Genomic DNA, 22,679 nt, shown 5'->3' with positions numbered 1-22,679 from the left:
GGAAATTGTTTAACAAATGGGCTAAATAGTTAAACAACAAGCTTATGATCCTGACGCTAACCTATGCCGTATTCCTGTTTCTGATCCTGCGGTTTTGTATGGTCCTCTTTAATTTTATTTCCAATCCGAAATTGCCCTCCGCTCCCAGGAACTATTATGATTTCGTATCTATTCTGATCCCTTCCTATGTGAGCCTTTCCCAGCTGGCCGGCCTGCTCCAATCCATCCGGGAACAGGATTTTGAGAACTATGAAGTCCTTATTTATGGCGATGGGTCCGGGGAGCTGAGGCAAGTGGCGGCAATGGCTGCCGGGAGGGATGCCCGTGTAAGGATTCTTGAGCCGGCCGGGCCCGGAAGCCCTGAATCCGCTGAAATTCCGGAAATGCCCTGGCTGAATGAAGGCGCCGGATCTGCCGGCAGGGCGCAAAGCGAACGAGCGGAAAAAAAATGCCGCTTCCTGGCCTCCCGGGCAAAAGGCGATTATTTATTATTCCTCAACCGGGTGGAAAGGGTAGAAAGGGGTTTGATCTATAACGCCCTTTACCGGGCAAAGATCCACTCCCTGGGCCTGCTTTCGTTGTTCGCTGATCAGAAAATGAAGACCTTTGCCGAAGGACAACTGGTTCCTTCGCTGAATTACCTTCTTGTAAGCCTGCTGCCGCTGAGGCTGATCCTGCTGACCCGCTGGAAATGGCTTGCGGCCGGAAGCGGGCAATTCCTGCTGTTTGACGCCCGGCACTACCAGGCATTTCAATGGCATTCCCAAACGGGAAGCAGCGGCCCGGATGCATCGGATATCATGAAAAAGATGAAAGAACTGGGATTCAGGGTGGAAGCTCTTTTCGCAAACGGCTATGTTTCGGGCAGGATCTATACCGGGAAGCGATGCTTTGGCGCTTTTCGCAAAGACGTTCTTTCAGGATTTGAAGGAAATATACCGGTTATGTTCATGTATCTGCTGCTATGCTGCCTGGGTCCGCTCTGCCTTATGCCGCTCCTAAGCATGCAGCTGTTGGGGATGGGGCTGACATTGGTGACAGGCATGCGGATCATGAGTTCTTTAATGGCTAACCAGCCGGTTTGGTGGAACCTGCTTTTCCACCCGCTGCAAATGGCTTGCCTGGCAGCGGCCGCCGGCGCTTCTATATTCCGGATTGTGCGGAAAAATAACTAATTTTGTCCCAATGTTAGGTCTTCAGGCCACTATCGATAAAGATTCGGGATTTTGCTTCGGCGTTGTTTATGCCATAGATATGGCCGAAAGCATCCTGGAGGAGCAGGGATACCTGTATTGCCTGGGGGATATCGTGCATAATGATGAAGAAGTTGCCCGGCTAAAGGCAAAAGGCCTGCGCATCATCAGCCATGAGGACCTGGCGCGGCTTCAGAACGAAAAGGTGCTGATCCGCGCACATGGGGAAGCCCCTTCCACTTATCGCACAGCGCTTGAGAATAATATTCAGTTGATCGACGCATCCTGCCCGGTGGTCCTTAAACTTCAGAACAGGATCAAAACGTCTCATGATTCCCAAACAAAAGTATTGATCTACGGAAAGCACGGCCATGCCGAAGTAGCGGGCCTTGTTGGACAAACCAGGGGGACGCGCTGGTGTTCCAGGATCTTTCAGAACTGGACGGCCGGGAGCTTCCTCAAAAATTCGCGCTTTACAGCCAGACCACAAAAAGCACCGGGAAATTTTACGAGATAAAAGAGGAGCTGATCCGCCGCGGGTACGAGGTAGAGGCCAATGATACTATTTGCCGCCAGGTTTCCAACCGCGATGCGGAACTGCGGAACTTTGCCAAACAGTTTGACAAGATCGTTTTCGTTTCCGGGAAGAAATCATCGAACGGCAAGGTCCTGTACGAAGTTTGCCGTTCGCAAAACCCGCAAACCTATTTTGTTAGCAGCGCCGGCGAGCTGAAACCCGGTATGTTTTCGGAAAACGACCGCGTGGGCATTTGCGGCGCCACGTCCACTCCCATGTGGCTGATGGAAGAAGTAAAGCAGGCCCTTGAAAACCTGTAATCAATCACCGTTTTGTCATAAAACAAATTCGCGCATTAAGGACGTTAATGCAATTGTTATTTTTGCATCCTGATGATAAAGACGAAAAAAGGGATCCTCCTCGTAAACCTTGGGACTCCCGACAGCCCCGGCACTTCCGATGTAAGAAAATATCTCAGGGAATTCCTGCTTGATCCGCGGGTATTGGATATCCCGGCCTTTAACCGGTATTTTTTGGTGAACGGTATCATCGCGCCTTTCCGGGCTCCCCGGTCCGGCGCATCCTATAAGGAAATATGGGATAAGGAGAAAGGTTCTCCCCTGATGTACTACAGCATCCGGCAAAAGGAGCTGCTCCAGGAAAAACTCGGGGATGGCTACCAGGTGGAACTGGCCATGCGCTACCAGCAGCCGGCCATAGCTTCTGCCCTGGAACAGTTCCGGAAAGAAAAGGTGTTTCATATCCGCGTCCTCCCGCTTTACCCGCAATATGCCTCGGCTTCAGGAGGCACGGTGAATCAGAAGGTGATGGAAGAGGTGGGTAAATGGCAGGTAGTTCCTGAAATATCCTTTGTGAACAGTTTCCATGACCATCCCCTGATGATCGAAACATTTGCGGACCTTGGCCGGAAACATAACCCTTCATCTTACGATCACATTCTCTTTAGCTTTCACGGGCTCCCGGTGCGTCAGCTCCGGAAAGCCGATCCCAGCGGGCGCCACTGCCAGCAGGTTGCGGGATGCTGCAGCCGTATTAATATAAATAACCGCTATTGCTACAGCGCCCAATGCCACGACACCGCCCGGCTGATCGCGTCCCGGCTGGATCTTCCTGAAGAAAGATACACGGTTTGCTTCCAGTCCCGCCTCGGAAAGACACCCTGGGTGGAACCTTATACGAGCGATGTACTTAAGCGGCTCGCTGCGGAAGGCAAAAAAAGATTGCTGGTATTCTGCCCGGCTTTTGTCGCCGATTGCCTGGAGACCCTTTACGAAGTGAGTACCGAATACGATGAGGAATTCCGGGCCCTGGGCGGGGAAAAAGTGCAGCTGGTGGAAAGCCTCAACGACCATCCCAAGTGGATCGATGCAATGGCTGATTTAGCGCGGTATTGACAGTAAGCTTGCTGCAGTCAGCACCGTATTCAACTTTTTTTTCCGGCCGCTGACGAAAAACCGATTGACTCCAGGATAAGCGAAGTGGCGCCTTTGTTTTGCGTTATGACATTTTGCGCAGCTTCGGCAGCTTTCCGGCGGAGATCCTCATCGGATTGCAAAAGCTGCAGCTTGCGGGCAAATTCTTCAAAATTAGTTACCGGAAACGCGCAGCCCGCTTCGATCAGTTGATGCGCTTCGCTGAATTTTTTATACCTGGGTCCGAAAAGGACCGGCATCCCGAAAACGGCCGGTTCCAGGATATTGTGAATGCCTTTCCCGAAACCGCCACCTACCAGTGCGATCTCTCCGTAGCGGTAAATGGAAGAAAGCATACCAATGCGGTCTATAACCAGTACGGCAGGAGCGGGCATGCTGGAATTGTTGATCCATTCGGAATAACGCACGGCATCCTTTCCGAAACGAGCCAGTACGGCTCTTAAATGCTCCTCAGTGACCTCATGCGGGGCAATAATATATTTCCAGCCTTGGCCTCGCTGCAGGTACCTGGCCAGCATTTCTTCTTCCTGCGGCCAGGTGCTTCCGGCTACCAGGCAATGTGACCCGGCGGCAAAGCGGGCAATTTCCGGGAAAGATTGCGGCATCAGCGAGTTTTCATACACCCTGTCGTAACGGGTATCGCCGCTTACCTGGCTGTTGCTAAAGCCAATGGATGCCAGCAATTGCCGGGATTCATCGGTTTGTACGAAAAAGCGGGTGACGCAAGCTAGTATTTTCCTGAAAAATCCCCCGTACCACCGGAAGAATACCTGTTCCTTCCTGAAGATGGCTGAAATTACAAACAAGGGGATTTCCTGTCTTTTTAATTCGCGGTAAAAATGAAACCAGTATTCATACTTGGTAAAAATAGCGCAGGAGGGCTGGACAAGTTCTATAAATCGCCGCGCATTTCCCGGCGTATCCAGGGGAAGATAGGTGACCAGGTCCGCCAGCGGGTAATTTTTCCTGATCTCATAACCTGAAGGGGAAAAAAAGCTTACCACAACGGCTTGCCCGGGATGGTTTTCCTTTATTCTTTCCAGGACCGGCCTGCCCTGCTCGAATTCCCCCAGGGAGGCAAAGTGAAACCATATGGCTTTTCGCGGACGGGAAGGCATGTTTTCAAGGGCGGGAAAGACCGACGCCTGTCCCCGCAGCCATTTCCGGGTTTTTCCGTTGCCGAAAAAGGCGCTTAAACGGGCCAGGCCGTGTAACAATTTAATGCCCCAATTATAAAGGAATACCATGGTAGTTCTTATATTCGCACCGAAGTAAGCATTTTTTTTCAATTTTACCATATTCATGAATATTGCAGTAGTAGGAACGGGCTATGTAGGTCTGGTCACAGGGACCTGCCTGGCGGAAACCGGAAATAATGTAACCTGCGTGGATATTGACCTGGAAAAAGTTGAAAAGCTCAACCAGGGGATTATTCCTATTTATGAGCCCGGCCTGGATACCTTGTTTTACAGGAACGTTGCACAAAAAAGGCTCCGGTTCACTTCCAGCCTTGAAGAGGGGCTAAAAGGCGCTTCCATCATATTCCTGGCGCTTCCAACGCCGCCGGGCGAAGACGGTTCAGCCGATCTTTCCTACGTGCTGGAAGCGGCAGAAGATATCGGCAAATTATTAAAAGGCTACACCATCATCATTGATAAAAGCACGGTCCCGGTAGGGACGGCGGATAAAGTGCAGCAAAGGATTTCCCAATTCGCCACCGCAGATTTTGATGTGGTTTCAAACCCGGAGTTCCTACGGGAAGGAGTAGCGGTGGATGATTTCATGAAGCCTGACCGGATCGTGATCGGAACCTCCTCCGAAACCGTAAAAAAAATACTGTCGGAGCTATATGCGCCTTACGTGCGGCAGGGCAATCCCGTGATCTTTATGGACGTGCGTTCGGCGGAACTTACCAAATACGCGGCAAATTCATTTCTTGCCACCAAGATCTCCTTTATGAACGAGATCGCTCATATGTGCGAACGGCTCGGCGCCAACGTGGATATGGTCCGCCTGGGGATCGGTGCGGATGACCGTATCGGGAAACGATTTCTTTTCCCCGGGATCGGTTACGGAGGAAGCTGTTTCCCCAAGGACGTAAAAGCATTGGCCCGCTCAGCGGTTGAATGCGATTATGAGTTCAGGATACTCGAAGCAGTAATGGAAGTGAACGCCTTTCAGCGCGAATATTTTGTAAGCAAGCTGCTTCGCTTTTACCATAACGGGCTGCAAGGCAAACGAATAGCTATCTGGGGCCTGGCCTTTAAGCCTGAAACGGACGATATCCGCGAAGCGCCAGCTATTTATGTGATCCGGGAGCTGCTCGCGCAGGGGGCTTCCCTGGCTGTATATGATCCGGAGGCCATGGGAAATATAAAAGCCTTGTTTGGCGATAAGATAAGTTACGCCGCAGATCAGTACGAGGCCGTGCGGCAGGCCGATGCCCTGGCGATACTTACGGAATGGCCGGTATTCCGCGCCCCTGATTTCGGGGTGCTGAAGAATTCACTGAAAGAAAGCGTTATTTTTGACGGGAGGAATCTCTATGACCCGGAAAAAATGGCAGGGCTTGGATTCTATTACAATAGTGTCGGCCGCGCGCTGACGGACGGACGTAAAAACTAATAAAAATGAATGGTGATAAACGTGTATTGATAACCGGGGCCGCAGGTTTCCTCGGTTCTCATCTTTGCGACCGCTTTATAAAAGAAGGTTTCCGGGTCGTTGGGATGGATAACCTGATAACCGGATCGCTGCGAAATATAGAACACTTATTTCAGCTGGAGAATTTTGAATTCTATCATCATGACGTTTCAAAATTCGTACATGTTCCCGGGAACCTGGATTATATCTTACATTTTGCCTCCCCTGCCAGCCCGATCGATTACCTGAAAATACCCATTCAGACACTCAAGGTAGGTTCGCTGGGCACGCATAACCTGCTGGGACTGGCCCGGGCCAAAAAGGCGCGCATTCTGGTAGCTTCCACCAGCGAAGTGTACGGCGATCCCCTGGTCCACCCGCAGCATGAAGATTACTGGGGAAATGTGAACCCGGTAGGGCCCCGCGGCGTCTATGACGAAGCGAAACGTTTCCAGGAGGCCATGACTATGGCCTATCATACTTATCATAAAGTAGATACGCGCATTGTACGCATCTTTAATACTTACGGCCCCCGCATGCGGCTGAACGACGGCCGTGTGCTGCCTACTTTTATCGGGCAGGCGATCAGGGGAGAGGACCTTACCGCCTTTGGCGATGGAAGCCAGACACGTTCATTTTGTTACGTGGATGACCTTGTAGAAGGAATTTACCGGCTGTTGTTCAGCAATTATGTAAACCCGGTCAATATCGGGAACCCCGGCGAGATCACTATCAACGAGTTTGCGGAGGAGATATTGAAGCTCACAGGTTCGGACCGGAAGGTCATTTATAAACCTCTTCCCGCCGATGATCCGAAACAAAGGAAGCCGGATATCAGCAGGGCCAGGGAGTTGCTTGGCTGGGAGCCGCGGGTAGACCGCTCGGAAGGCTTGCAGATCACTTACGACTATTTTAAATCCCTGCCGGAAGTGGATATTACCCCAAAGGATTTTTCGGAGTATATCCGGTAGGAAAAAATACAGGCATGTCAAAAATACTTGTTACCGGCGGGACGGGGTACATCGGGTCCCACACAATAGTGGAATTGATAAACGCCGGGCATGAACCGGTGATCATCGATAACCTTAGCAATTCAGAGATTTCCGTTCTTGAGGGGATCCGGCAGATAACAGGACACAGCCCTGGTTTTTACCAGGAAGATGCCGGCAGCCGGGAAGCAGTTGAAAAAATAATAGCAGCCCACCCCGACATTACGGCAATTATTCATTTCGCCGCTTTTAAGGCGGTTGGCGAATCGGTTCAGAAACCCCTTTCTTATTACAGGAATAACCTTGATTCGACGATCAACCTGCTGGAATGTATGCTCGCCGCAGGTATACCTAATTTTGTATTTTCTTCGTCCTGTACAGTTTACGGCCAGCCGGATGAGCTGCCCGTTTCTGAATCGGCCCCCATTAAGCAGGCGGAATCGCCTTATGGCAATACCAAGCAGATGTGCGAGGATATTCTGCGGAACGTGGCCGCCGCTACCGCGCTGAAAGCAATATCCCTCCGGTATTTCAATCCTGTCGGGGCTCATGAAAGCGCCCTCATCGGGGAGCTGCCGCGCGGCGTACCAAATAACCTGATGCCTTTTATTACACAGACGGCCATCGGCAAGCGGGAGAAACTGACGGTTTTCGGCGATGATTACGATACTCCCGACGGATCCGGTATCAGGGACTATATCCATGTCGTGGATCTGGCAAAAGCGCATGTGAAAGCTTGCGAGCGGCTTATCGCCGGCCAGAACAAAGCGTCCATTGAATTTTTTAATCTGGGGACCGGCAGCGGCTATTCGGTACTGGAGGTGATCAAAGCTTTTGAAAAGGTAAACGGCGTAAAGCTGAATTATACCATTGGCCCCCGGCGGGCCGGCGATATTGAAAAGGTATATGCCGATACTTCTTTTTCGAACAGCGAACTGGGATGGAAAGCAAACCTGGGCCTGGAGGAGATGGTCGCTTCGGCATGGAAATGGGAACAGCGCCTGGCGGATAAAAAGTAAGCATCCCTTCGCCTGGCGAAGCCTGCCCTGCGGGCCTTACTCGTACCGAAGCGCGTCCACCGGGTCCAGCTTGGAAGCTTTGACGGCCGGGTAAAGACCGGAGACAATTCCCACCGCAACGCAAAGCAGGATTCCCATGACAATGGGCCACCAGGGTATTACAAAGGTGCCGCCAATGAGGACGGAAAGCCCGTTGCCGACGCCGAGGCCAAAAATAACGCCTCCTACGCCGCCAAGGATACAAATAATGATCGCTTCTATCAGGAACTGCCGCCGGATGACCGCCGAAGTGGCGCCGATGGATTTCCGGACCCCTATTTCCCGGGTACGTTCGGTAACCGATACCAGCATGATGTTCATCAGCGCAATAGCCGCCCCAAAGAGGGTGATTCCACCAATAGCGGTGGTCGCGATATTAATGTACTTCAAGTTCTCGATAAGCGACGTGGCAAACGCGTCGCTTTTGGTTATCTCAAAATTATCCGTTTCACGCGTATTTAATTTCCTGATGCTCCGCAGCAATCCTTTGGCTTCACCAATGGTTCCTTCGACGGTTTGCGGATTGCCTGCCATGACCGTAATCGTATAGCTGGTATTTTCGCTCGCTTCCAACTGTTTGGCCTTTGAAATTGGAATTAAGCAAAAACGGTCTCCTGGTCCGATAATGGCATCTCCTTTATCCTTGAATACGCCAATCACCTTGAAACGGTTGCTGCCTACGGTGATCACTTTGTTAATCGGATCCTCGTTTCCGAAGACCCTTTCTTTAATATCGTTGCCGATAATAGTGACGCTGTTGGCGTAATTGAGTTCATTGGCGGAGAAATTCCTGCCAAGCGCAATTTCATAGCCGGAGGCGATGGCCCAGTCTTCGTCGCCTCCTATCACTCTTACGTTCGGATCCGTTTGGGCGCCTTCATACTTTATGGTTGAACTTCCGCTGATATTATCTGAAACTGACACAACTTCTGAAAAAGTGTAACGCTGCTTGAAGTCCATGGCTTCTTCGTAACGGATGGGGGGATAAGGCTTGGGCCGGTTTCCTCCTTCGCCGATGCGTAGATTAAAGCCCCGGTTGCGGATGGTGAAGGAATTGGCGCCCATGGCGGCAAAGTTCTCATTGATATTTTTCTTCACCCCGTCTATTACGGTAAGGATCCCTACCAGGGCGGTTATACCAATAGCGATGATCAATGCGGTTAGAATGCTGCGCAGCCTGTTTGCACCAATTGATTGTATGCCAACTTTAATGTCTTCCGAATAAACCATCTGCAGGGAATGATTTGTAAAAATAATAAAGCATTCTGAATAATTTTCTGTTTATTTTACCTTTTGAAATAATAGTACTTCCATGGAACGGAGAAAGTTCATTCGCAGCGGGGCCGGCCTGGCAGCAGGATTCTTTATTGTTCCCCCGCATGTACTGGGCGGTAAAGGAAAGATCCCTCCCAGCGATAAACTGGATATTGCCGCTATCGGTACCGGCGGAAAGGGCATGGTAAACCTTAACAATTCCTGGAATAACGGCTCCGACAACATCGTAGCGCTTTGTGATGTGGACGACAGGATGTCGGCGGAAGCGCGCAAAAAATGGCCCAGGGCCAGGTATTTCAGGGACTACCGGGAAATGCTTGACAGAAGGCACCGGAAATTCGACGCGGTCATCGTCAGTACGCCGGATCATATGCATGCCGTACAGGCGATGGCGGTTTTGGAGCATGGAAAACATTTATATTGCGAAAAGCCCCTGACTCATGACATCCGGGAAGCAAGGAAACTGACCGAAGCCGCCGCAAAGTTCAAAGTGGTAACACAAATGGGGAACCAGGGCAGCAGCGGCGACAGCACCCGTAAAATTGAAGCCTGGATACAGTCCGGCCTTATTGGAGAAGTCCGAAGGGTGCATATCTGGACCAACCGGCCTGTATGGCCCCAGGGTATTTCGCTACCGGAAGGCGGTCCGCCGGTCCCTGCCGAATTGAGCTGGGATCTCTGGCTGGGTACGGCGAAGCAGCGTGCCTATCACCCTGCCTATTTGCCGGCAACATGGCGGGGTTGGGTTGATTTTGGAACCGGCGCTTTGGGCGATATGGGCTGTCATTTCATAGATGTGCCTTACCGGGCGCTGAAACTTGCTTACCCGGTAGCGGTAGAGTGCAGTATAGGCGCTGTCTGGAATGGCTTTTTCGAGGAAGCGTATTATCCTGAAAGTTACCCGCCTTCTTCCAAGATCCACCTTCAATTTCCTGCCAGGGGAAATTTGCCCGAAGTGGAACTCATCTGGTATGACGGCGGGATACTGCCCAAACGCCCCAAAGAGCTGAAGCCGGACGAACAAATGGGAGAATGGGACGGCGGGATTATTTTTGAAGGCAGCAAGGCGAAATTAATGGCGGGCTTGTTCGGTCGTAATCCCACACTGCTTCCTACTGCTTTAATGCAGGAGGCCAGCCTGCCCGCTCCGCAGCGCCCCCTGGTGGATGGGGCCGAGGAAGGCCATCAGCAGCAATGGGTTCGAGCCTGCAAGGAGGGCTATGGCGCTTATACCAGCAGCAGTTTTGATGCGGCAGGTCCGCTGACGGAAACCGTATTGATGGGAAACCTTGCCATTCTCAGCTATATGTACCGGGAAAAGGAGGGAAATCAATACGTATATCCGGGACGCAAGCAATTACTATGGGACGGGGAAGCTATGCGGATTACGAACTTCGAGCCTGCAAACAGGTTAACCGGGAGGGAATACAGGCAGTTTTAGCGCCTGGTGGTCGCATCGGGCGAATCTTTTAAACCGAAAACGACTTTTATAAACCGAAGGCGAACGTTTTAACCGCAAACGAAGCGTTAAGCCGAAAAAAGAACATTAAACCGAAAAGGAACTTCCGCAGCCGCAGGTGCTGCTGGCATTTGGATTGGAAAAAGTGAATCCCCGGTTATCGAGCCCATTCCGGAAATCGATCTCCATTCCGGCAAGGTAAAGGGCATGAGCTTTATTCAGGAAAACGCGAATGCCTTCCACGTCAAACTCCTCGTCGCCTTCTTTCTTTTCGTCAAAACCAAGTATATAATTCATCCCGGAACAGCCGCCGCCTTCCACTCCCACGCGGAGACCGTGGCCGGCCCCCAATTCTTTTTCCACCATTAAGCTTTTGAGCTCTTTCAGGGCGCCCGGGGTAAAGCCTATTGGTATCGTTGTCGTTGCCATATCTTCCGAATTTTCACGTTTTATTTTTAATAACTTTGTCCGGAGACGCAAACTGCGCCGCTGTCAAAGTTAATTTTTTCTTTATAAAAGGCATAAGAAGGCTTTTTGTTTTAAGGAGACCCATGGAAAATAGCGATTATATCCTTGATCTGATGAAGATTATCCTCCCTGCGCTGCTGGTTCTTGCCGCCGCTGCCCTGGTATGGAAAAAAGTGGCTTCCGGCGGCCCTAAGGAGCAGGGGCAAACCCTTCCGCTCCGGCTGCAGGCTTATGAACGGCTGGTATTGCTGGTGGAGCGGATCAGTCCCTCCAGCCTCCTGGTACGCAATCATCAGCCTGGGATTTCGGCAAAGGAACTGAACGCGATCCTTATTGCCGAAATAAGGGCGGAATTTGACCATAATATCACCCAGCAGTTATATGTGTCCGAAAGGAGCTGGCAAATGACCAGGTCATTAAAGGACAAGACCATTTCCATGATCAATGGCATTGCCCGGAGCCTGCCGGAAGAGGCAGCCGCGATGGAACTGACCAGGGCAGTGCTGAACCATGTAAGCTCCCTGGAAAACGACCCCTATCAGCAGGCGCTTGCTTTACTGCGGGAAGAGGTAAAAGCTTTTTTTTAAATGGGAGAGGGTATGGCAAAAAAGGTGCTGACAACATCGGGAATTGAAATAAAAGACGTGTATACTTCCTGCCGGCCCATGGAAGAACTGCCGGGCGTTTTTCCCTATACCAGGGGCATCCGGCCGGATATGTACCGCGGGAAACATTGGACCATGCGCCAGTATGCAGGCTTCTCAACGGCCGAAGCCTCTAATAAACGCTACCATTACCTGCTTAAACAAGGTATAACCGGCCTTTCCGTCGCCTTCGACCTGCCTACCCAGATTGGCTATGATTCCGATCATCCGCTCGCTGAAGGCGAAGTGGGAAAAGTGGGTGTAGCCATTGATTCGCTGGAAGATATGGAAGTCTTATTCAATGGTATTGAATTGCAGAAGATCAGTACTTCCATGACCATTAATGCGACGGCGTCCGTTTTGCTGGCTATGTATATTGCCTTGGCCAGGAAGCAAGGGGCCGATCCGGCCAGGCTTTCGGGAACCATTCAGAATGATATTCTCAAAGAATATGCCGCCAGGGGCACATATATTTATCCTCCGAAGCCGTCTATGCGCCTTATTACCGATATTTTCGAGTATTGCAGCCGCGAACTGCCCCGCTGGAATACCATTTCCATTTCGGGTTATCATATACGCGAAGCCGGGTCAACGGCTGCCCAGGAACTGGCGTTCACGCTCGCAAACGGAAAGGCTTACCTGGAGGCCGCGATAGAAAAAGGTTTGGATATTAACGTGTTCGGCCGGCAGCTTTCTTTCTTTTTCAACTGCCATAATAACTTTTTTGAAGAGATCGCGAAGTTCAGGGCTGCCCGGAGGATGTGGGCCCGGATCACCAGCGGCATGGGCGCTACCGATGTAAAAGCGCAGCAACTGCGGTTCCATGCGCAAACCGCCGGCTCGGCGCTCACGGCGCAGCAGCCCCGGAATAATATTTCCCGCGTAACCTTGCAGGCTCTCGCGGCCGTATTGGGCGGCACTCAATCCTTGCATACCAACGGCTATGATGAGGCACTTTCCCTTCCCACGGAAGAAGCCGCCAGGATTGCGCTCAGAACCCAGCAGATCATTGCTTATGAAAGCGGGGCGGCGGATACGGTGGACCCCCTGGCGGGCTCGTATTTTATAGAATCCCTGACCGACGAGCTGGAACAGGCCGCCTGGAGTTACATACGTAAAATAGATGAGCTTGGCGGCGCCGTAAAGGCCACAGAAACGGGCTATATTCAACAACAGATAGGCGAAGCGGCCTACCGCTACCAGAAGACGCTGGAAGAAGGAGAGCAAGTGATTGTCGGCGTAAACCGTTTTGTCATGGAGGAAGGCCCTTTACCCGCCTCTTTCCAGGTAGACGATTCGATCAGGCAGGTTCAGGCGGAGAAGCTGCAGCGGCTAAAGGCAGGCAGGGACGGGCAGGTGGCCGCGCAATCCCTGGAGAACCTCCGGCTGGCCGCCGCCGGAACGGAAAATTTAATGCCTTTTATTCTTCAGTGTGTGGAGACTTCCTGTACGCTCGGAGAAATCGCCGGCGAGCTGAGAAGTGTTTTTGGAGAGTACGGGAGCTGAGCCTTCCCGCTGCTGAGGCCGGCGGCTTTATCTTAATCCGATTGTTGACAAATTACCCGCTTTAGTGTCAGTTTCAACACCTTATCTTCCCTTGTTAATAACTCTGTTGCCCGGCCCGCAAGAAGAAGGCCAAAAATTGCCTTCACGGGGTCAAAAACGCAATTTTTGACTTTTTGCAAAAATCTTTTTTTTATTAACATTTTTGTTATATTATTGAAGAAGCATCTGAGAACACCACCTCGTTTTCAGATTATCTGTAAATCAAATTAATACGATTCCAAGTATGGAGAAGACTTGTCATGGGGTATGGGAAAATTGTCTGCGGATCATCAAGGACAACGTTCCGGCGCAAAGCTTCAAAACATGGTTTGAGCCCATTAAAGCGATTAAGCTGGAAAACAAAATTTTGACCATACAAGTGCCGAGTTTGTTTTTTTACGAATGGCTTGAAGAGCATTATGTGTCGCTGCTGAGACGGACCATCAAACATCATCTGGGTGTGGAAGGCCGGCTTGAGTATAATATTATCATGGAAAAGGCAGAAGAGAAAAAGCCTTATACCATTAATATCCCCACAAGCAGCAACGGGGAGCTAAGAAACCAGTCAGTACCAATGCCGGTCAATATCAATGCTTCCATTCAGAACCCTTTCGTTATCCCGGGCCTGAAGAAAGTGAATATCGACCCTCAGTTGAATCCCAAATACTCCTTTGATAATTTTATTGAGGGCGATTGTAACCGCCTGGCGCGTTCGGCTGGTTTTGCCGTGGCCGCCAAGCCGGGAGGGACTTCATTCAACCCGCTCTTTCTCTATGGTCAGACCGGCCTCGGGAAATCACATCTGGTCCAGGCTGTCGGTTCTTCGGTTAAAACCAACTATCCGGATAAAATGGTGCTGTATGTGCAGGCGGAGAAGTTCGTTCAGCAATATATCGATTCGGTAAAGAACAGCACGATTAACGACTTTGTGAATTTTTACCAGCTGATAGATGTCCTGCTGATTGACGATATCCAGTTCTTTTCCGGTAAGGAAAAAACACAGGAGGTATTTTTCAGCATTTTCAATCACCTGCATACCAGCGGAAAGCAGATCGTAATGACTTCGGACAAGCCGCCCAAGGACCTGATCGGGGTACAGGAACGCCTCCTTTCCCGCTTCAAATGGGGCCTTTCCGCCGACCTGCAGTCGCCTGACCTGGAAACGCGCATCGCCATCCTGCAGACGAAAATGAAAGCCGACGGCATTATTCTTCCCGATGAAGTGATCGAATACGTCGCGCATAATATAGATTCGAACGTGCGCGATTTGGAAGGCGCCCTGATCTCCCTGCTGGCCCAGTCAACGCTGAACAGGAAGGAAGTAGACCTTCCCCTGGCAAAGCAGATGCTGAAGAACTTCATTAAACATTCGAATAAAGAAATTTCCATCGAATATATTCAGAAGCTGGTATGCGAATATTTTGAAATACCGGTGGATGCCGTGAAGTCTAAATCCAGGAAAAGAGAGATCGTCCAGGCCCGCCAGATTTCCATGTACCTGGCAAAAAGTCATACAAAAGCTTCCCTTAAGTCCATCGGCCAGTTCTTTGGCGGCCGTGACCATTCCACCGTTATTTATGCCTGTCAAACGGTAGACGACCTGATCGACACCGACAAAAAATTCAAAAGCTGGGTGCAGGACATCCAGAAGAAATTGAAGATGACCTGAAAACCGTTCATTCAATGACCCTGGACGAATTCAAAGCCACTTTTTCTAAAAATGATCCGCCTCCCGGCCTGCCGCCCGCTTTAACCGCGATGTGGTACGATGCCAGGGGAGACTGGGAGAACGCGCATGATATTGCCCAGGATCTTGAAAGCAGCGAAGGCTCCTGGATACACGCCTATCTGCACCGAAAGGAAGGAGATGCGGGGAATGCTGCCTACTGGTACCGCAGGGCAGGTAAGCCTTTTCCTTCCGGGCTTTCCCTGGAGCAGGAATGGGAAGGCCTTGTGAAGGCATTTCTGGATCAGGCTGCCCAATGATCGTCACATTCGGCTACGAATACCATACGGCTTCTTGCGGTGTCTATTCCTTTTTTCGCAAAGTGAAGTTCAGGCCGGACTGGATTATTTCCCGGTTGCCGTCCAGTGCGGTAATAGCGCTGTCCCCCGCTGCCAGAAATACCTGTTCTCCTCCGGAGGGAGGCGCTTGCAGCACATACAAAAGGGCGTTCTTATTCTCTTTATAACCTTTTTCGATAATATAAGATCCTGACGTGGTAAACGTAGCGTCTTTTCCGTCTTCCGTGGCTTCCAGGTAGGTCATGGTCCGTTTGTAGGTATGATCGGCCGTATCAAAACTCACTTGCATAATAATTCCCGGGCAGTCTGCGCAGGGGATGGTGTCTTCAAAAACCATTTCGTGGCCGGCGCTTTTCTGGCCGGCCGGCCCGCAGGCGTTCAGTAATTGACTTGCGCCGCATAGTGCGGCGAAGGCCAGCATCCGGGCTGCCCTGGTTCGTATCAGGTATCGGCTATTGAGTATCATGCATTTCGTATCAAGTGTCAGAGAAATTATCAGGATCCCTGGAGCGTGCCCAGTTCTTTGCCTATTTTAGTAAACGCCGCTATGGCCTTGTCCAGGTGATGTTGTTCGTGGGCGGCTGAAAGCTGTACGCGGATACGGGCCTGCCCTTTGGCTACTACCGGGTAGTAAAAGCCGATCACGTAAATTCCTTCTTCCAGCAGGCGCGAAGCAAATTGCTGTGACAAGGGAGCGTCATACAGCATAATAGGCACGATGGGATGGACGCCGGGCTTGATGTCGAAGCCGGCCTGCATCATTTTTTCGCGGAAATACAGGGTGTTCCGCTCCAGCTTGTCGCGCAGCCCGGTGGTTTCGTTCAGCATATCGAATACGGCAATGGATGCTCCGGTAATGCCCGGGGCCAGTGTGTTCGAGAACAGGTAAGGCCTTGAGCGTTGGCGCAGCATATCAATGATCTCTTTTCGGCCGCTGGTAAACCCGCCGGAGGCGCCGCCGAGCGCTTTCCCCAGCGTGCCGGTAATAATGTCTATACGGCCCATTACGTCATTGTATTCATGCGAACCCCTTCCCGTTTTACCCAGGAAACCGGTACAATGGCTTTCATCGCTCATGACGAGGGCTTTGTATTTATCTGCCAGCTCGCAGATCTTATTCAGCGGGGCAATGGTGCCGTCCATGGAAAAGGCGCCGTCGGTAACGATAATGCGGTGACGTTTATGCTGGGTTGCCTTCAGCTTTTCCTCGAGATCCTCCATGTTCACGTTTTTATAACGGTGACGTTCGGCCTTGCACAGCCGAACCCCGTCTATAATAGAGGCATGGTTCAGTTCGTCGGAAATAATCGCGTCTTCTTCATTGAACAAGGGTTCGAAGACCCCGCCGTTGGCATCGAAGGCGGCTGCATACAATATAGTGTCCTCCGTGCCCAGGTACGCGGCGATCTTCTGTTCCAGTTCTTTATGGATATCCTGGGTCCCGCAGATAAAGCGGACGCTGGACATGCCATAGCCCCGTTCGTCAATGGATTTTTTTGCCGCTTCCAGCACCTGCGGATGCGAAGACAGCCCAAGGTAATTGTTCGCGCAGAAGTTAATCACTTCGCCGCCGTCCTTTACGCGGATATCCGCTCCCTGCGGAGAAATGATGATGCGTTCTTGTTTATACAGGCCTGCTTCTTCAATGGCAGCCAGTTCTTTTTTCAATACAGGTTGAAGGGTTTCGTACATGCTGTAATTTTTTGATTGGAATTCAACAAAAGTATTAATTTTTCTATTATTGCACATCTTGCGGATACAACGCGATCAAATGAAATCAAGCGCTTTCAACAACCTATGATAATCAACGGTTTTAAGGTATTGCTATTCCTGGCCGGCATATGCATGACGGTCTTAACAGAAGCGCAAACCCAGGCTCAGACGTACTCCGTTGCGGGAACTGTCAGCGATTCGCTGGGGGAACCTGTTCCTTTCGCCAGTGTATTCGTTTCGGGAAGCAGCCGGGGAGTGACGGCGAACGAGAACGGCTTTTATATGCTCCGGCTCGGGAAGGGTGACTGGAAACTCCTGTTCAAAAGCATCGGCTACCGGCAGGAAACCCGGCCTTTAAGCCTTTCTTCCGATACCGTTCTGGATGTAAGGCTTTCCCAGGAGCGGCTCCGCCTGGAAACGGTTGCAGTGACTGCCAGCCGGGAGGACCCTGCATACGCCATTATCAGGAAAGCCATAGCGCGAAGGCAGACTCATCTCAGGCAGGAGCAAAACTATGCCGCGGACGTATATATAAAAGGGTTGCAGCGAATGGAAGACGCCCCGGAAAAGTTCCTGGGGATGGACGTTCGCAACGCCCTTGAGCTGGATTCCAATAACCAGGGCATCGTTTACCTTTCCGAATCGCAGTCTGAATTATTTGTAAAGGACCCGGATACATATAAGGAGATCGTTTATTCTTCTAAAGTTGCGGGAGATAACAGCGGGTTCAGCTTTAACGAAGCCTCGGAAATGCTGTTCAGCTTTTACCAGAACTTGTTGCTCAGGGACCTGAATAACCGGGGCTTTGTTTCGCCCGTTGCGGACAATGCCTTGTTCTATTACCGCTACCGCCTGGAGGGGACGTTTGAAGAAAGCGGCTATCTGGTCAACAAGATCGCTGTTATTCCACGCCGCCGGCATGATCCTGTATTCAGGGGGCATATTTATATTATGGAGAATAACTGGCGTATTCATAGCCTGGACCTGACCCTTACCAGGGATGCGCAATTGAATTTCGTGGATTCTCTGAATATAAAGCAGACTTTCCGTGAAACCGGGGATTCGCTGTGGATGCCGGCCACCAAAAGGCTGCGTTACGGGATAAAACTGCTTAAATTCCATCTTACCGGCTATTTCCTTGGCGTCTTCGATAATTACCGGATGCCGGTTGAATTTGAAGAAGGCTTTTTTAACAATGAAGTGGTACGCATCGAAAAAGGGGCGAATGAAAAGGATTCCGCTTACTGGGCAGCGGACCGGCCGGTTCCCCTGACGGGTGAAGAACGGGAGGGCTATCATGAAAAGGACAGCATTGCCCGGCTGAAAGAGACCGAAGCCTACCTGGATTCGCTGGATGCAAAGAACAATCGCTTTAAGATCGGGAAGTTTATTTTTCCCGGCTATGTCTATAATGATCGTTTCCATAAGCAAAGCCATCATATTTCACCCTTGCTGCTGGGCCTGCAATTCAATACGGTGGAAGGGGCCGCGCTGGAGATGGCTTACCGGTACCGGAAAGAGCTGGAGGACGGGCGCTCCTGGTCGGTTTCCCCCAGGTTGCGATATGGGTTCTCCAACCACCATTTTAACCCTTCGGCAGAAGCGGAATACCATTATTCTCCGCTTCACCAGGCGAGCGTGGGATTGCGGGGCGGTTCCGAAGTGGCGGACTTTAATGCGCATTCGCCGGTAAACGCGCTTGTCAACAGCATATTTACCCTGGCTGCGGGGAGGAACCTGAAAAAGATTTATGAAAGGCGTTTCCTTGAGCTATTCGCCGGAAGGGAAGTATGGAACGGCCTCACGCTGCATACTGAAATAGGCTATGCCCGCCGGCTACCGCTGGTAAATACAAATTACTATTCCTTCCGGAAGGAAGAAGACCGTCGTTTCGAGGCAAATGACCCGCTGAAGGAGGAAGGGAATGCGCCGGCCTTTGCCGCTCATAATGCATTGAGCTGGAAGGTGCAGGCCGATATTGTCTTCGGGCAGCAGTACAAGACCCTCCCTGACGAGCGCTGGCGGCTGGGATCGCCCTGGCCGCGGCTGCGCCTTTCTTACACGAAGGGGATTCCCCTGGCGGGCTCGGAGGTAGATTATGATGTGCTGTCCCTGAGCGTATATGACCGGCGGGTGAACCTGGGCCTTTACGGGCAGTCAGCCTTCAGCCTCGGTGGGGGAGGGTTCCTGAACAATCGTTCCTTGTATTACATGGATGCGCACCAGTTCTCCGGGAATACCGATATTTATGCAGGATTGAACTTTGACCGTTTTTACCTGCTGGGCAACTACAGCGCCTTTTCCACCGATTATTTCCTGGAAGGGCATTTTGAACATAACCTGGAAGGCTTCCTTCTGAATAAAGTTCCCCTGCTGAGGCAGCTGAAGCTGCGGGAGACAGTAGGCGTCAATTACCTGTACACCGAAAACCTGCAGCATTACTGGGAGCTATTCCTGGGCGTGCAGAAAATAGGGCTGAAGGCGGGCTGGGCTTTTTCATGGGGTCCGGACGGGAAAATGAGTAACGGCCTCCGGATTGGCCTGGGGCTATAAAATTATTTTCAATTCTCGCGTTTGTAAATTCATTTATTGTTGCTACCTTTGCAGTCCCTCAGAAAAAGGGACTTTTTCATTGATAAATAACTTGATAAATGCCAACTATACAGCAGTTAGTAAGAAAGGGGCGTGTTCAGCTTGTTGACAAGAGCAAGTCGCCTGCGTTGGATTCCTGTCCTCAGAAACGGGGAGTTTGTACCAGGGTGTATACTACTACGCCAAAAAAGCCGAATTCGGCCATGCGTAAAGTAGCCAGGGTACGTTTGTCTCATGGGAAGGAAGTGAACGCGTATATCCCGGGCGAAGGGCATAATCTTCAGGAACACTCCATCGTATTGGTCCGCGGCGGAAGGGTAAAAGACCTTCCCGGTGTCCGCTACCATATTGTCAGGGGCGCCCTGGATACTGCAGGTGTGGAAGGCCGCAATCAGCGCCGTTCAAAATACGGAACAAAACGGGCTAAAAAGAAATAGCAATGAGGAAAGATACTCCTAAAAAACGGATAATTTTACCTGATCCCCGCTTTAATGAAGTAATGGTGACCAGGTTCGTGAATAACATGATGTGGGATGGAAAGAAAAGCCTTTCCTATCGCATTTTTTATGATGCTGTGGACATTGTACAGGAAAAGACCGGCGAGAGCGGGCTGGAAGCCTGGCGTAAGGCATTGAATAACGTAATGCCTGCCGTTGAGGTAAAGAGCCGCCGGGTTGGCGGAGCGAATTTCCAGGTCCCTACCGAAGTACGTCCCGAGCGCCGCATTGCCCTGGCAATGAAATGGATGATCGGGTACGCCCGTAAGCGGAACGAAAAGACCATGCAGGAAAAACTGGCCGGTGAAATTATGGCGGCGGCCAAGGGAGAAGGAGCTTCCGTTAAAAAGAAAGAAGACACGCACAGAATGGCAGAAGCCAACAAGGCTTTCTCCCATTTTAGATTTTAAGGAAATTCACGATGGCTAACAGAGAATTAAAATACGTTCGTAATATTGGGATTTCAGCCCATATTGATGCTGGTAAAACCACGACAACCGAACGAATATTATATTATACGGGAAAGGTCCACAAGATCGGCGAGGTCCATGACGGCGCCGCTACGATGGACTGGATGGTACAGGAGCAGGAACGCGGTATTACCATTACCTCGGCTGCTACGACTACTTTCTGGAAGTTCCCTACCGATCACGGGGTGCCTACTCCTGATTCGCATGATTTCCAGATCAATATCATTGATACGCCGGGCCACGTGGATTTTACCGTAGAGGTAGAGCGTTCGCTTCGCGTACTGGACGGAGCCATTGCGCTCTTTTGCGCGGTTGGTGGCGTAGAGCCCCAGTCCGAAACCGTATGGCGGCAGATGAACAAGTACAATGTACCGCGTATTGGTTTTGTGAATAAGATGGACCGTTCCGGCGCTGACTTCCTGAGCGTTGTTAAGCAGGTGAAGGAACGCCTTCACGGTAACCCGGTTCCCCTGCAGATCCCAATCGGTTCCGAAGATACGTTCAAAGGAATTGTCGACCTTATTTTCAATAAAGCTTATATCTGGGACGAAGATACCCAGGGGATGACCTATACGGAAGTTCCTATTCCGGAAGACCTGAAAGAACAGGTAGACGAGTACCGGGGCAAATTGATCGAGGCCGTGGCGGAGTTTGACGATGCACTGCTCGAGAAATTTTTTGAGAGCCCGGAGGCTATCACCCCCCAGGAATTGAATGAGGCGGTCCGCAAAGCGACAATGGCGTTGAAGATTACGCCGATGATGTGCGGATCCTCCTTTAAGAACAAGGGTGTGCAAACGATGCTGGATGCCGTATGTAAGTTCCTGCCGGCACCTGACGAGATTCCTGCTGTGAAGGGAACCAACCCGGACAGCGGTAAGGAAGAAGAGCGCAGGCCTGACCCTGCCGATAATTTTGCCGCGCTTGCCTTTAAGATCATGACCGATCCTTTCGTAGGACGACTGGCATTTTTCCGTGTTTATTCAGGAGGGCTGGATGCCGGTTCTTACGTACTGAATACCCGGACGATGAAAAAGGAGCGCATCTCGCGTATCATGCAGATGCACGCCAACAAGCAAAACCCCATTGACCGTATCGAAGCCGGAGATATCGGAGCCGCTGTAGGTTTCAAGGATATCCGCACCGGAGATACGCTTTGTAATGAAAAGGCGCCGATCGTATTCGAGGCTATTGAGTTCCCGGAACCGGTAATTGGCCTGGCCATTGAACCGAAAACACAGGCTGATATTGACAAGCTGGGCGTTGCGCTGGCAAAGCTTTCCGAAGAAGATCCTACGTTCAAAGTAAACAGCGATCCAGAAACAGGCCAGACGGTGATCAGCGGAATGGGTGAACTTCACCTGGAGATCATTGTTGACCGCCTCCGCAGGGAGTTCAAGGTGGAATGTAACCAGGGAGCGCCACAGGTTTCTTACAAGGAAGCTATTACCGGCAAGGTTTCTCACCGCGAAGTATATAAGAAACAAACGGGCGGCCGTGGTAAGTTTGCCGATATACAGGTGGAAATTTCCCCCATTGACGAAGGTCAGAGCGGTCTGCAGTTTGTAAACGAGATCGTAGGCGGTTCTATCCCGAGGGAATACATTCCTTCCGTGGAGAAGGGATTCAAAGAAGCCATGCAAAATGGCGTACTTGCCGGTTACCCGGTCACCGACATGAAGGTGCGGTTGTTTGACGGGTCCTTCCACGCGGTGGACTCTGACGCGCTTTCCTTTGAGATCGCTGCCCGTACCGCTTTCCGCGAGGCCCTTCCGAAAGCCAGACCTGTGCTGATGGAGCCCATTATGAAAGTAGAAGTAACTACTCCGGAAGAGAACATGGGTGACGTAATGGGCGACCTGAACAAACGTCGTGGCCAGCTCGAAGGTATGGATACCCGTGGCGGCGCCCAGGTGATCAAGGCAAAGGTTCCCCTGTCCGAAATGTTCGGATATGTGACCACGCTGCGTACGATCACTTCCGGCCGTGCTACTTCTACCATGGAGTTCTCGCACTTTGCCGAGGCGCCTAAGAACGTGGCGGACGAGGTAATTGCAAAGGTAAAGGGAAGTAAAGCGAAGAACTAGTATCAGATTAAGAATCAGCCGGAGGGTGTTCATTGCTCTATCTTCCGGCT

At 51.1% G+C, this 22,679-nt stretch carries 19 protein-coding genes and 1 pseudogene; 15 read left to right on the top strand and 5 right to left on the bottom strand.

Features of this window, described 5'->3' with window-relative positions:
- Positions 1 to 44 precede the first annotated feature (44 nt).
- The 3 genes and pseudogenes from FRZ59_RS18235 to hemH all read left to right on the top strand — a co-directional run bounded on the left by FRZ59_RS18235 (position 45) and on the right by hemH (position 3,125).
- A complete protein-coding gene (locus FRZ59_RS18235; protein ID WP_132130369.1) occupies positions 45 to 1,175 on the top strand; it encodes a glycosyltransferase family 2 protein in 1,131 nt (376 codons plus the stop codon).
- 10 nt (positions 1,176 to 1,185) lie between these two features.
- A pseudogene (locus tag FRZ59_RS18230) lies at positions 1,186 to 2,030 on the top strand (4-hydroxy-3-methylbut-2-enyl diphosphate reductase).
- Between the two features lie 72 nt (positions 2,031 to 2,102).
- Positions 2,103 to 3,125, top strand: a complete 1,023-nt coding sequence (gene hemH, locus FRZ59_RS18225; RefSeq protein WP_132130371.1) for a ferrochelatase — start codon at positions 2,103 to 2,105, stop codon at positions 3,123 to 3,125.
- 29 nt (positions 3,126 to 3,154) lie between these two features.
- Here hemH and FRZ59_RS18220 read toward each other — a convergent pair whose 3' ends face one another.
- Positions 3,155 to 4,462: a 3-deoxy-D-manno-octulosonic acid transferase gene (locus FRZ59_RS18220; protein ID WP_225975112.1), complete on the bottom strand. Its 1,308-nt coding sequence runs from the start codon at positions 4,460 to 4,462 to the stop codon at positions 3,155 to 3,157.
- 4 nt (positions 4,463 to 4,466) lie between these two features.
- On the opposite strand from FRZ59_RS18220, the gene FRZ59_RS18215 reads away from it, so the two are divergent.
- Genes FRZ59_RS18215 through galE form a run of 3 tightly spaced genes read left to right on the top strand, consistent with a single transcriptional unit; the run spans position 4,467 to position 7,815 of the window.
- On the top strand, positions 4,467 to 5,789 hold the full coding sequence (locus tag FRZ59_RS18215) for a UDP-glucose dehydrogenase family protein (RefSeq protein WP_132130372.1): 1,323 nt from the start codon (positions 4,467 to 4,469) through the stop codon (positions 5,787 to 5,789).
- A 5-nt stretch (positions 5,790 to 5,794) separates the two neighbouring features.
- Positions 5,795 to 6,778, top strand: coding sequence for a UDP-glucuronic acid decarboxylase family protein (locus tag FRZ59_RS18210; protein WP_132130373.1), 984 nt, complete (start codon positions 5,795 to 5,797; stop codon positions 6,776 to 6,778).
- 14 nt (positions 6,779 to 6,792) lie between these two features.
- A complete protein-coding gene (gene galE, locus FRZ59_RS18205) occupies positions 6,793 to 7,815 on the top strand; it encodes a UDP-glucose 4-epimerase GalE (protein WP_132130374.1) in 1,023 nt (340 codons plus the stop codon).
- 36 nt (positions 7,816 to 7,851) lie between these two features.
- On the opposite strand, the gene FRZ59_RS18200 is transcribed toward galE, so the two are convergent.
- Positions 7,852 to 9,084: an ABC transporter permease gene (locus tag FRZ59_RS18200; RefSeq protein WP_132130375.1), complete on the bottom strand. Its 1,233-nt coding sequence runs from the start codon at positions 9,082 to 9,084 to the stop codon at positions 7,852 to 7,854.
- A gap of 82 nt (positions 9,085 to 9,166) precedes the next feature.
- Between FRZ59_RS18200 and FRZ59_RS18195 the strand changes: the two genes are divergently transcribed.
- Positions 9,167 to 10,570 (top strand): Gfo/Idh/MocA family protein, encoded by a 1,404-nt coding sequence (locus tag FRZ59_RS18195; protein ID WP_132130376.1) that lies wholly within the window; start codon positions 9,167 to 9,169, stop codon positions 10,568 to 10,570.
- Positions 10,571 to 10,675: 105 nt separating this feature from the next.
- On the opposite strand, the gene FRZ59_RS18190 is transcribed toward FRZ59_RS18195, so the two are convergent.
- Positions 10,676 to 11,017: a HesB/IscA family protein gene (locus tag FRZ59_RS18190; protein WP_132130377.1), complete on the bottom strand. Its 342-nt coding sequence runs from the start codon at positions 11,015 to 11,017 to the stop codon at positions 10,676 to 10,678.
- Between the two features lie 122 nt (positions 11,018 to 11,139).
- Here FRZ59_RS18190 and FRZ59_RS18185 point away from each other — a divergent pair, with 122 nt between their 5' ends.
- The 4 genes from FRZ59_RS18185 (at position 11,140) to FRZ59_RS18170 (ending at position 15,231) form a co-directional block, all read left to right on the top strand.
- Positions 11,140 to 11,643 (top strand): DUF7935 family protein, encoded by a 504-nt coding sequence (locus tag FRZ59_RS18185; protein ID WP_132130378.1) that lies wholly within the window; start codon positions 11,140 to 11,142, stop codon positions 11,641 to 11,643.
- 12 nt (positions 11,644 to 11,655) lie between these two features.
- On the top strand, positions 11,656 to 13,206 hold the full coding sequence (locus FRZ59_RS18180) for an acyl-CoA mutase large subunit family protein (protein ID WP_132130379.1): 1,551 nt from the start codon (positions 11,656 to 11,658) through the stop codon (positions 13,204 to 13,206).
- Positions 13,207 to 13,489: 283 nt separating this feature from the next.
- The gene (gene dnaA, locus FRZ59_RS18175; RefSeq protein ID WP_132130380.1) at positions 13,490 to 14,914 is read left to right on the top strand and encodes a chromosomal replication initiator protein DnaA; all 1,425 of its coding nucleotides are present in this window, start codon (positions 13,490 to 13,492) and stop codon (positions 14,912 to 14,914) included.
- 14 nt (positions 14,915 to 14,928) lie between these two features.
- The gene (locus FRZ59_RS18170; RefSeq protein ID WP_132130381.1) at positions 14,929 to 15,231 is read left to right on the top strand and encodes a hypothetical protein; all 303 of its coding nucleotides are present in this window, start codon (positions 14,929 to 14,931) and stop codon (positions 15,229 to 15,231) included.
- A 43-nt stretch (positions 15,232 to 15,274) separates the two neighbouring features.
- Here FRZ59_RS18170 and FRZ59_RS18165 read toward each other — a convergent pair whose 3' ends face one another.
- Positions 15,275 to 15,736, bottom strand: a complete 462-nt coding sequence (locus FRZ59_RS18165; protein ID WP_132130382.1) for a copper resistance protein NlpE N-terminal domain-containing protein — start codon at positions 15,734 to 15,736, stop codon at positions 15,275 to 15,277.
- 29 nt (positions 15,737 to 15,765) lie between these two features.
- Entirely contained in the window at positions 15,766 to 16,962 is a 1,197-nt protein-coding gene (gene kbl / locus FRZ59_RS18160) for a glycine C-acetyltransferase (RefSeq protein ID WP_132130383.1), read from the bottom strand.
- 105 nt (positions 16,963 to 17,067) lie between these two features.
- Here kbl and FRZ59_RS18155 point away from each other — a divergent pair, with 105 nt between their 5' ends.
- The 4 genes from FRZ59_RS18155 (at position 17,068) to fusA (ending at position 22,629) form a co-directional block, all read left to right on the top strand.
- Positions 17,068 to 19,536: a DUF5686 and carboxypeptidase regulatory-like domain-containing protein gene (locus tag FRZ59_RS18155; RefSeq protein ID WP_132130384.1), complete on the top strand. Its 2,469-nt coding sequence runs from the start codon at positions 17,068 to 17,070 to the stop codon at positions 19,534 to 19,536.
- Between the two features lie 98 nt (positions 19,537 to 19,634).
- A complete protein-coding gene (gene rpsL / locus FRZ59_RS18150) occupies positions 19,635 to 20,012 on the top strand; it encodes a 30S ribosomal protein S12 (RefSeq protein ID WP_132130385.1) in 378 nt (125 codons plus the stop codon).
- Between the two features lie 2 nt (positions 20,013 to 20,014).
- Positions 20,015 to 20,482 (top strand): 30S ribosomal protein S7, encoded by a 468-nt coding sequence (gene rpsG, locus FRZ59_RS18145; protein WP_132130386.1) that lies wholly within the window; start codon positions 20,015 to 20,017, stop codon positions 20,480 to 20,482.
- An 11-nt stretch (positions 20,483 to 20,493) separates the two neighbouring features.
- On the top strand, positions 20,494 to 22,629 hold the full coding sequence (gene fusA / locus FRZ59_RS18140) for an elongation factor G (RefSeq protein ID WP_132130387.1): 2,136 nt from the start codon (positions 20,494 to 20,496) through the stop codon (positions 22,627 to 22,629).
- Positions 22,630 to 22,679: the final 50 nt, after the last annotated feature.

Origin of the sequence: Anseongella ginsenosidimutans, from assembly GCF_008033235.1 — a bacterium.
Taxonomy (GTDB): domain Bacteria; phylum Bacteroidota; class Bacteroidia; order Sphingobacteriales; family Sphingobacteriaceae; genus Anseongella; species Anseongella ginsenosidimutans.
This window is presented reverse-complemented; position numbering and strand designations above follow the sequence as displayed.